At 50.1% G+C, this 10,534-nt stretch carries 10 protein-coding genes; all 10 read left to right on the top strand.

The window, feature by feature from the left end; all coding sequences use genetic code 11:
- The coding region (locus PHW53_04770; GenBank protein ID MDD4995744.1) for a DUF5131 family protein at positions 1-837 on the top strand (837 nt) is incomplete at its 5' end.
- Entirely contained in the window at positions 834-1,268 is a 435-nt protein-coding gene (locus PHW53_04765; protein ID MDD4995743.1) for a hypothetical protein, read from the top strand. The genes PHW53_04770 and PHW53_04765, both read left to right, overlap by 4 nt.
- Complete coding sequence (locus PHW53_04760; protein ID MDD4995742.1) at positions 1,241-1,444, top strand: hypothetical protein; 204 nt, start codon at positions 1,241-1,243, stop codon at positions 1,442-1,444. The genes PHW53_04765 and PHW53_04760 overlap by 28 nt, the downstream gene beginning before the upstream one ends.
- Positions 1,445-1,503: 59 nt before the next feature.
- A complete protein-coding gene (locus PHW53_04755) occupies positions 1,504-2,004 on the top strand; it encodes a hypothetical protein (GenBank protein ID MDD4995741.1) in 501 nt (166 codons plus the stop codon).
- Between the two features lie 199 nt (positions 2,005-2,203).
- Positions 2,204-3,001, top strand: coding sequence for a hypothetical protein (locus tag PHW53_04750; GenBank protein ID MDD4995740.1), 798 nt, complete (start codon positions 2,204-2,206; stop codon positions 2,999-3,001).
- Positions 2,985-3,473, top strand: coding sequence for a hypothetical protein (locus PHW53_04745; GenBank protein ID MDD4995739.1), 489 nt, complete (start codon positions 2,985-2,987; stop codon positions 3,471-3,473). Before PHW53_04750 ends, PHW53_04745 begins: the two co-directional genes overlap by 17 nt.
- Positions 3,474-3,979: 506 nt before the next feature.
- A complete protein-coding gene (locus tag PHW53_04740) occupies positions 3,980-5,638 on the top strand; it encodes a phage terminase large subunit family protein (GenBank protein MDD4995738.1) in 1,659 nt (552 codons plus the stop codon).
- 2 nt (positions 5,639-5,640) lie between these two features.
- On the top strand, positions 5,641-7,785 hold the full coding sequence (locus PHW53_04735) for a phage portal protein (protein MDD4995737.1): 2,145 nt from the start codon (positions 5,641-5,643) through the stop codon (positions 7,783-7,785).
- A 27-nt stretch (positions 7,786-7,812) separates the two neighbouring features.
- Entirely contained in the window at positions 7,813-8,382 is a 570-nt protein-coding gene (locus tag PHW53_04730) for a hypothetical protein (protein MDD4995736.1), read from the top strand.
- Positions 8,383-8,414: 32 nt separating this feature from the next.
- On the top strand, positions 8,415-10,466 hold the full coding sequence (locus tag PHW53_04725) for a phage major capsid protein (protein ID MDD4995735.1): 2,052 nt from the start codon (positions 8,415-8,417) through the stop codon (positions 10,464-10,466).
- The last annotated feature ends 68 nt before the right edge of the window (positions 10,467-10,534 follow it).

Here is a 10,534-nt window from a genome sequence, read left to right as displayed (position 1 = left end):
ATGAAATCAGGCAAATACTGGGACGCGGCGATCAACCCCATCGTGCATCTTAACTGCACGTGCGAGGTCAGGGATTGTTGGGCAAAGAACATACTAAAGCGGTTCCACCCTTATTTGAAGCCGGGGGAGGTGATTATCAAGGATGTCAATATACCTCTCCGAGGCAAACCAAAAGTATATGCCCTTAATTGGCTGGCTGATATTGCCCATCCGAGCGTAAATCCATCAGATGTTCAAGAAGCAATATCTTTCTTGGGCGTACCATATAGGGAGTATCCGCATATATTTCTTGTACTGACTAAATGGCCGGAATATTTAAGGGACAGCATTGAGGATATTAGACCCTTTCCTAATTTCTACCTTGGCACCTCCGTCTCCGACCAGGCGACGGCGGATGCACGGATTCCCCATTTGATGAAGTTTGCCGATAAGGGCTGGAAAACATGGTTGTCGATTGAACCATGCTTGGGGCCGGTTATTCTGGAAGACGAATGGTTGTCGAAATTGAATCAGGTCATCGTCGGCGGGGAGACGGGGAAACAGGCCAGACCTTTATGGCCTTGGTGGGTGATGCCCGTCCGAGATAAATGCAGACAGTTCGGAGTGCCCTTCTATTTTAAGTCCTGGGGCACATGGGAACTTACGTGCAGTTTTTATGGCGTCGATGATGAGATAAAGGAAAGGGCGCTTGATAAGCCTCATCTCTTGATGAACGAGGGGAAGATATGGAGAATCGAAGATGGCCAGCCGCCTACGTGGACGGTGATTTATAACCGTGCTACTGACCGCATATTTGATGACCACGAATATAACGAACTGGCGTGGAGGAAGGCATGAGAATACCGCAGACGATTACCATTGACGGCGAGGCGAGGCTGTCGCATTCGTTTTCGCTGTATCTCATCAGAATCGACGGGCGGCCGATCTGGTTACAGGGCAGAATGTTTTATTACTTTTTGCGCCTGGTCTGGGGCTGGCATAAATTCGGTGCCGAGGGAATCCATATTCTCGACATTGAACCCGGGTACAATCAGCATCGTTACGTTTATCGCCTGCGACAGGCCATCGCCCGCATTTATCCCGGCTGGCCTATAGTCAGCAATAATCAGAAGAAGCGATATACCTTGATCGTGAACGGCAAAACGATATTCGCTTACAATTATGATAATCTGACCGGATTCGACGACACGAGGATTCGGCGGATGGTGGAGGATTTAAGATTGGCAGGGAGGAACGATTTATGTGGCAATCCATCACCTATAAAGTAAACCGGGTCGTCATGTGGGGGCTGATTGCACTATGCCTGTTGGAGGCTGGATGGATTATGACCCTGATATGGAAGGCTAATTATTACGGGAGTCGGATGGAGTATTATCAGGAGCAATATGAATTGTGCGCCGGGGTGAAGAAGGCCGTGGATTCGGCAAAGAGCGAAGGGGAATAATATGATCCATCTGAACGGAACGGATTCCGAGGGAAAGCTTAAGGTAATAGGAAAGAACGATGAATCCACTCGATAAATACATCTACTACAAGGAGCCGGCAGGGGTCATCTATTGTGGTGACTGCCTCGAAATCCTGCCCCTGATAACCGAAAAAGTGGACTTGGTGCTGACCGACCCGCCATATGGGATAGGTGAAATACGAAAAGGTTCGATAAGTAATAGTCGCCTACATAAAAATAGATATACGCGATTTAAGGATACACAAGATTATGTTATAAATAATTGCGTGCCCGCCATTAGATTGTGTATTAAAATGGGACAGCGTGTGATTCTGACGCCTGGTTTCATTAATGTAAATAATTATCCACCATCGGATGCGATGGGATGTTTTTATATGCCCGCATCGGTAGGTGTTCATTTATGGGGTAGGGGAGATTTTCAGCCAATATTATATTATGGAAAACCATACGATGTCGGCAAATCAATTCATAGTTGTTCTTATCAAGTAACAGAGGCAGAACCGGATAATGGTCATCCGTATAGGGGAAAAGTATTGTGAGATTGCCAAACAAAGACTCGCACAGGAGATACTTCTATGATCTTAAAATATTTGTTGACATTGATTATTGAATATAATATCGTGGTATTGTGCAAAACCAATTTACCATAAACAGATAGTGCGGCACCTGGGCCAAAGGCGGCGAACCTCCGGGTTTTGCACACGCCGCCGGCGGCCTGGGGCCGTTTAATAGGTCTTTATGGCGGACTCTAATTCATATCGGCGGCGGCGAAAAATGGCCGGGCAATTCACGATTGAAACAATAGACTTTTGGTGGAATGATGATCGGATTTGTAACGAAAAGGCGGCGGTGAAATCCTTCTATTTTTATGCTTGTCAAGCGGCCCTGGCATGTAAGCGGGAAGTGCTCCCCAACCACAAAAATGTTGCAAATTTGTCCCGTCGTAGCGGCCAAGATACAAGGTCTGGCCAAAACAGCGTGGCAAAATTGCGACAAAATTGCTTGTTAGAAATAAGCGATGATGGCCGTATAATCGTATGCGGTATAACGGATAGATATCCAGAAATTGAATGGATAAGGGAGGATATAACATACCAAAATGGTCGCCAATATGTCAGTAAAATGTCACACAGAGCAGAGTATAGAAGAGAAGAGAAGAGAATATCCCCCCCTACCCCCCCAAGGGGGAATTTAGCTAACGCTTCTTCAGGAATCAGGAATCAGGAACCGGATCAGGACGGGAAATCCAAACCCCGGTTTGGAATCCCATCCGTTTTCATCGACCGGAATAAAAAAGTGCAAATAATCGAACCCTCGGACGAACTCCTCAAAAAAGCCGAAATCATATCCGACCGATATCCCCACCAGATTATTTTTAATAAAACCGGCCCCGGCTATAAAGTCGATTTTGAGAAAAAATTACCCTGGGCCAAAGCCATCGAAGCCCTGCTTATCGAATGCGGATATCCCGCCGGTATCATGCAACCGATTATCGACGAATGTGAAAAGGAGTTGAAAAATGATAAAGGAAATTAGAGAGGTGGCCGACCCGATGCTCTGCGCTATTGATAGTGCAATATGGAAAACGGATAAATTATTATCCACTGACGACCGTAAAGCGTATCGCACTACCAGGGAATACAACGACCTCATGAAAGCGCGATCCCTGCTCAATGCACTGTGTATACTGCCTGAAGAAATTCAGCGACAGATGGTGTCAGTCGATTCCCATTACGAAAAAATGTTTCTGATGAACTATCAAAAATTCCTCGATAATCACGCCGATGATAATCCGGCGGTAATACCCTGGAGTTTGCTTCACGAGGCGAATATTTGCGCGGAGGCGATAGAAAAAATCAACTGCGAACTTACCGTCATTCAGGATATGGCGCGAGATATCCATCGGGATAAGGCATTGTTCCAAGCCAATATCAGAAAAACACTTAAGGCTATTGCCGGGGGTGCCACTATCGTCGTTATAAGCCTGATTGGGCGCAATTTGGGATAGGTAATAAAAAATCTTCTTGCTTTTTGCATAAAACTTTATTACCCCTTAACCCGCGAAAGGAGATAGCCGCGTTAGGCTTATTGACATTTAACTGGGCGCAATAAAAAATAAATTAGACGAACTGCACAAGCAGTGGATCGTTCGGCGTCTTGCTGAAGCCGTCTTCGAGCCGATAGAGTTAAAGGCTATCGCCCGCGAGTTCAATCAAAAATTCGGGTTCTCAATCGAAATTCCAAACATCGCATATTACAAACGCGAATACCGCAAAGCCATCCTCGACGAAGTAGTCAAAATTAATTCCGATATTCTCGAAAATACCCCAATAGCCCAGAAGGGCTGGCGGATTAACGAAATCCAGAATCTCTATCGCAAAAATAAAAAAGCATATATCCGGGCGCAGTTACTCCGGGCGGCGCAGTCCGAGACAAATAGCATCGGCGACCGCCTCGTCGCGGCCCTGAGTAAGACCGGAAATACTTATATCACGTCAGTGGAGATAAATAATTTTGCCGACCGTACAGACGAACAACTCAAATCCCGAACGGGCGACCTTGCTCGGATATTTGGTCGAATCAGCCGGGATAATTGAACGCCTCGAACCGGAACTGGCGATTGCCCTGTTTCAGCATCGTTCGACGCGCGGCGAGGATATGACCCTCGGCGACAAGCCGTGGTTGCTCGATATCTACCGCGACCACTCCCCCCTTATGGTCATTATCAAGTCGGTGCAGTGCGGCGTTACGGAATATGCCATCGTCAAACTAATGCAGAAACTACGTATGGGCCGCTCGGTCTTATACGTCCTGCCGACCCTCGAAGTCCGCAACGATGTCGTCAATAACCGTATCGACCGGCTCTTGTCCGACGTGCCCTTTTACAAGGCAGGGTGCATCGGCACCGACAATACCGGGCTGAAATTCATTTTCAACGGCGTGGTCAAGTTCGTCGGTTCCAACGTGCGGATGGGTTTCAAGGAATTTCCCGCCGATGATTTGATCGTCGATGAATTCGACGAATGCGATCAGGATAATCTGGCAATGGCCTATGACCGTCTGGCCTCGGCCAAGAATCCGACTATCCTCAAGATTGCTAATCCGACCGTATCCGGTTGTGGTATCCATGCCGAATACGAAAAGTCCGATAAAAAAGAATGGCATATCAAGTGCCCGGCCTGCAACGAATGGCAACCACTCGACTGGTTCGTCAATTTCGTGCATAAGACCGACGATAACTCCTACCTTCCGGTAGGCTTTTCTTCTCTGTCTTCCCTTGAGTCTGTGCTGTTTGCGGTGCCCGGCGGTGATGGATTCCCTCCCCATTGCCGCCGGTGTAATAAGCCTCTCGACCGCCATAGCGTCGGGCAATGGGTGGCCGAACAATCCGGCTGTCAAACATCGGGCTATCATATCAGCAAACTGTTCACGAATCAGATTACGACCGACGAACTCTGGCGGCGGTTTCAGGAAGCCTTGATCAATCAGACCAAGAAGCAACTCTTTTACAATTCCGAGTTGGGTCTGCCCTACACCGGCGAGGGCGATCAACTGACCTTTACCGACTTGGATAAGTGCAAAGGCGATTATCTCATGGGGCCGACAGCCTCATGGTCGGTTATGGGCGTGGACGTGGGGGCCGTCTTGCACGTAGCCATTGATGATTTTGTCGAGAATCGCAGACGGGCGTTATTCCGGGGCATCGTGCCCGATTGGGAAGAACTTGAACGAGTGAGACAGCGGTTCAATTCTTGCGTCGGGGTCATTGATGCTCTGCCTGAAATTCACAAGGCGCGGGAATACGCCAAGAAGCACGGACGCTTCTTTGTCTGCGAATATACCAAAGAAGGCAGGACGGGCGGCGATATCATCAACCGGGACGACCATATTCTGAAAGCCAATCGCACCGAATCGCTTGATGATATGGTGGCGGGCATCCTGTCCCAGCGGGTCATGTATCCGAAGAATGTCCGCTCGCTTGGTAACGGTGATTTCGCCCGGCACATGATGGCCTCCACCCGGGTACTGGATATGAAGCGTAAGCCGGTGCCGGTGTTCGTCTGGACAGAGGGCGGACAGCCCGACCACTTCTTCCACGCGGAAAACTATGTTCACATGGCGGCCAAGATAGCGGGCTGGGGCCGGTCTGCTTACGAAGTAAAATGGGCGTGAATATGAATATCATTAATCGCATAATGCAACGGTTGGCGGGGCACAAGGCAAACGATGGCGAGGTGCATCAAACCATCGTCTATGTCGGCGGTCGTCCCGTCATATTCACGGGCGAGGTATTCGATATCAATCAGGCCGACCGCATTGATATCAACGTCGCTATCGCCATGCGCCTTATCCTGAACTGCATCGGCGGCCTGCCATTGTCGGTTAAGGTTAAGACTGTTGCCGAAGGCAAAGAGGTATTCGAGGACGACGAAGGGCATCCGGCCAACGCCATAATCAATAAGCCGAATACCTTTCATTCGCAAAGAGAAATTATCGTCCACATGGTGCAATCGTTACTCCTGACCGGCAACGCTTATCTGATTCTCGATAAATTCTCGACGGATGGCAATGCCTTCGAACTCTGGCCGCAATTACCCTGGATGATGGATGTTCTGCGCGACAAAGTGAGCGGCAAGGCGACGGGGTATGTGTTCGATCCGATGCAACGGAAAATATTCTATCCCTTCGAGGCTATAGTCCATGCCCGCAATTATCACATGAGCGACCCCTTCAAGGGGGTTAATCCTTTACGGCCCGCGCAGGAGATAATCCGCACCGACCAGTATGCGATTGATTATAATAAACAATGGTTCGAGAATCATGCCGTGCCGGAAATATTCTTCAAGAATTCCAATACCTTCCCGACCGAAGAAGACGAAAAGCGATTTCTGAAATCCCTCGAAGAAAGACATAGGGGGTCGAAGCGGCAACATCGGGCAGGCGTTCTACCGCCGGGCGTGGAGCCGGTGCCGATAGTGCAGTCCTTCCGCGACATGATGTATATCGAGGGCCTGAAACTTAATCGTGAGCAAATCTTGGGATACTTCGGCGTCCCGCCGTCCGAGGCCGGGGTTCTCGAATTCGCATCTTACGCCAACGCCATGATTCAAAAGCGGTCGTGGTGGGAAAATACTCTGATTCCCATTTGCGGGATTATCGAAGAAGCCTATAACACGCAACTGATATGGCGCCACTTCGACGAAGAACACTCCCTCAAGTTTAATTATACCGGCGTCAAGGCCCTGCAGGATGACCGGGTGCAACTGGCGACTTATCTGGGCACGCTGGTAACTGCCGGGGTGATGACACCTAATGAAGCGCGTAAGGAAGTCGGCCTGGCCCCGGCGGATAACAATCCCGCCGCCGATGAATTGCGGTCGATTGCACCGTCCGGTTTCAGTGATAATACCGATGACGAGGATTTGGACAACGAACCGAGGGGGGATGATGAAAAGACCTTTCCCGCCCCGGAAGGTCAAAATAAGGCGGAAAGAAACCGCACGTCCCCCCGCTATAAAAAATGGCAACGGTTCGATAAGCGCGTGCGGCGTGAAGAGCGCGCCTTCGCCAAAGTCATGGCCGCCTATTTCACGAAACAGCGTGATCGCGTAATCACCGCCCTGAACAGCATTACGCAAAACGGAATATTTCTGAATTCCTGGCTGTTTCAAATAGACTGCGAATTCAAGGCGGGCAAGCAGGATGATGCCGAAAACGAATCGTCGAAAATATTCAATCGGGGCACCGAGAACCAAATCTTACGCACCGACGGCGGACAGTACGTTCGCAAAACGGTTTATGAGTCGGGGCAGGCGGCAATGGACGAATTGGGGTTTGGCCTCAATTTCAATATTAACAATCCCAACGTACGGCAGAGTATCGAATTACTGATGAATCGCATCGAAACGATTAACGATAAATCTTACGAAAAAATAAAACAATTATTGCAGGAAGCGTATGAACAAGGCTGGTCGGCGAAGGAATTGGAAAAGAATATCCGGGACACCTATGCCCGATGGATAAAGGGCGATACCGTCACGCAGGCGCGCGCCATGACTATTGCCCGGACGGAAATGGCCTCGGCGGTCAATGGCGGCACCGTTATGGGTTACGGTCAGGCGGGCATTGAAGAAAAAGAATGGCTGGCGACTATCGACGGGGATACGCGCGAAAGCCACATGGCGGCTGATGGCCAGAAGGTCGGGATAAATAATAATTTCGATATCGGCGGTGTGGCCCTGCGTTATCCCGGTGATCCTGCCGGGCCGCCCGAAGAAACCATAAATTGCAGATGCACTGTTATGCCGGTGATAAAATAACCATCCGGGGCGAAGGAGTATTTTGTAATGTTGAAACGATTGTCCGTAATTGCGCTGGTGGCCTTCATCGCCCTCTTGGTATCCCTGACGGCCAGTGATAAGGGAATCACGGGTGACGGCTCGCGCTATTCCAATAGTTACGTGTCGAGCAAAGCCGTCGATACCACGGCGGCCCGAACGACCCAGACCGATTCACTGGTCGGCACCGGATTAGCACCGTTATTTTACTTTAACGACTTATTCGGGGCTACCGATGTCGAGGGAATATTCAGTTGCTATATCAGCAAACTCGATACCGGGTCGGCGGCCAATGATTACGCCGACACCTCGAAAGATTCGGTGGTCTGGTATATTTATACGGCCTGGAATAATCCCTATCGCAATTATGAAAAACTGATATGCACTTTGACCTTCGCCAATCCGGGCGTGGGCGTCGCCAAGATTCAGACGCGATATTTCGACTTCCCCGATGACAGCGTGTTGGGTGATGTCATTTATGGGCGGCTCTTGATGATCATGAACGATTCGGATTATACCGTGGCGCGTAATGCCGGGAAAATATATTACACCAACGCCGTGGTTTTGAACGCGAGGTAAAGCGATTATTCCGGGGCGAGGAAGAATTAGAATTGGATATTCCGAAAGACATAAAGGCGGAGTGGCAGGCGTGCATTAAGTCCTGGCCCGTGGCCGGCTCGGAATTCAAACTGGCCGATCAGCCCGACGGTTCCCTCATAATCGAGGGTTGGGTATCGACCAAGAGTCCCGACTATATCGGCGACGTAATCGAACCCGATGCCTTCGCTCCCGTTATACAAAAGTATCTCCAGAAGCCGATATTGCTGTTTATGCACAATATCAGCGACCTGCCCATCGGGAAAACGCTCGCACTGGATATCATTCCCGATAAGGGCCTCTGGGGTAAGGTGCAAATTCTTCCGACGAAAGACCGTGGCCAGGATATCATCACGCTGGTAAAGAATGCGGTATTGAATTCGTTTTCCTTCGCCTTCATTCCCGAAACGACGCAACCGTTGGATAACGGCGGGCGCCTTGTCACTAAATTGAAAATGCTCATCGAGGTTTCCGTCGTCAATCTGGGCATGAACGAGGAAGCGATATTCCAAATCGCAAAAGCCAAAAATCTGGAATTGAAATCATTCAAAAATAATCCGTCGCCGGGCGGGGCGGCATATCCAAAAGGAGACCATGAGATGGAACCTGATGCCATCAAAAAAGAAATTAATGCCGCCCTTACTCCCATCGAGGTGACGGTCAAAGAAGTCAAAAATGAAGTGGCGACAGTCGCCGGGCTTCAAAAGCAACTGACCGACCGGCTGGATCGAACCGAGTCCGAGAAAAAGGAATTCGTCGATAAAATCTTCAAGGATTTTACCAACGCCGTTCAGCAGTTGAACGAGGCTATCAAGGCCAACCAATCGTCCAAAATCCTCTACGGCAACCTGAATCAGTCGCCCTATGACATCAAGCAGTTGATGGTCATGGACGATACCCGGTTGAAGCGCGTCTTCACGCAGGAGAAGTTCCAGAACGTCGATGAACTTCGTCGGATGAACGATATGCTCCTGCTTGTCGATGCCATGAAAATCAAGTCGGGCGACGCCTCTTATGCCAGCCTGCCCCGCGAGAAACGTCTACAAACCCTCCAGTCCTTCAAGGAATTCGAGGTCATGGCGAAGGCAATGGATACCGCGACCTCCAACGAAGGCTCGCAATATCTGCCCGTTGGGTATTCCTCGCGTCTGATTAACATGGTGCGCCAGAATCTTGTTGTGGCGGCTATGCACCCGTCGTTCCCGATGACCGAAGCCAGCCAGGTTCTGCCGGTCGAAGGGGCCGATACTCTGGCCACTCGTGCGGCCCAGACTACGGCGGTTATCAGTGCGTTCAATAGCACGGAGCAAACCCCCGGTTCGGCCAACGTGACCTTCACTGCCGAGAAATTGCGGGGCCGGACGCAGTTTTCGGGTGAGGCTGATGAAGACCTTATCGTTTCGATGTTCGATTATATCTCGATGAAGGTCTCCCGTTCGATTGCCCGCGCCGTGGATAAAGCAACTATTTCCGGGGACGATGCCGCCGGGACGAGTTATGACACCGGCGATATTCCCGGTGCGACCGATGCCCGGTATTGTTGGAATGGATATCGTCAATTATGCCAGGCGGCAAACAAGGTTGACCTGTCCACGTTCAGCCCTACCAACCTGAATGCGCTCCGGGCCAAGTGCGGCAAATATGCCGCCGCCCCGCAGGATTGGTTCTGGCTGACCAGCCTGACGACCTACCTTCTGCGCTTCCTCGACCCGACGCAAATGAAAAACGTTATGACCATTGATAAGTACGGCCCGTCGGCTGTGGTTGTAACGGGTGAACTGGCCAAATATATGGGGGCCTCTATCCTGCAAAGCGAATTCGTCCTCGATACCTACAATGCCGCAGGTATCTACGACGGCACTACTATGACCAAGAGTATCGTGCTTTGCGTCAACCGTTCGGCCTTCATGTACGGTATCTGGAAAGACCTGACAATGGAAATCATCCGCGATGCGATTAACGATGTCTACGATATCATCGCCTATCACCGCCTTGATTTCCAACCCGTCTTTACGGCCTCTGCGGAAGATATCGTCAGTATCGGATATGACGTCGCCACGTCATAGTTGGGCGTCTGTACGGAAGGGCGGGCCTTTAACAGGGTTCGCCCTTTGAAAAAAGGAGATATGAGGAT

The sequence above is a fragment of the Patescibacteria group bacterium genome (assembly GCA_028710985.1).
In the GTDB taxonomy this organism is placed as follows: Bacteria; Patescibacteriota; Patescibacteriia; order JAHJFT01; family JAHJFT01; genus JAQTTB01.
This window is presented reverse-complemented; position numbering and strand designations above follow the sequence as displayed.

Coding starts and splice junctions, on each gene's coding strand:
- PHW53_04760 (MDD4995742.1), top strand. CDS start 1,241: ATGTGGCAATCCATCACCTATAAAGTAAACCGGGTCGTCATGTGGGGG.
- PHW53_04765 (MDD4995743.1), top strand. CDS start 834: ATGAGAATACCGCAGACGATTACCATTGACGGCGAGGCGAGGCTGTCG.
- PHW53_04750 (MDD4995740.1), top strand. CDS start 2,204: ATGGCGGACTCTAATTCATATCGGCGGCGGCGAAAAATGGCCGGGCAA.
- PHW53_04755 (MDD4995741.1), top strand. CDS start 1,504: ATGAATCCACTCGATAAATACATCTACTACAAGGAGCCGGCAGGGGTC.
- PHW53_04745 (MDD4995739.1), top strand. CDS start 2,985: ATGATAAAGGAAATTAGAGAGGTGGCCGACCCGATGCTCTGCGCTATT.
- PHW53_04735 (MDD4995737.1), top strand. CDS start 5,641: ATGAATATCATTAATCGCATAATGCAACGGTTGGCGGGGCACAAGGCA.
- PHW53_04730 (MDD4995736.1), top strand. CDS start 7,813: ATGTTGAAACGATTGTCCGTAATTGCGCTGGTGGCCTTCATCGCCCTC.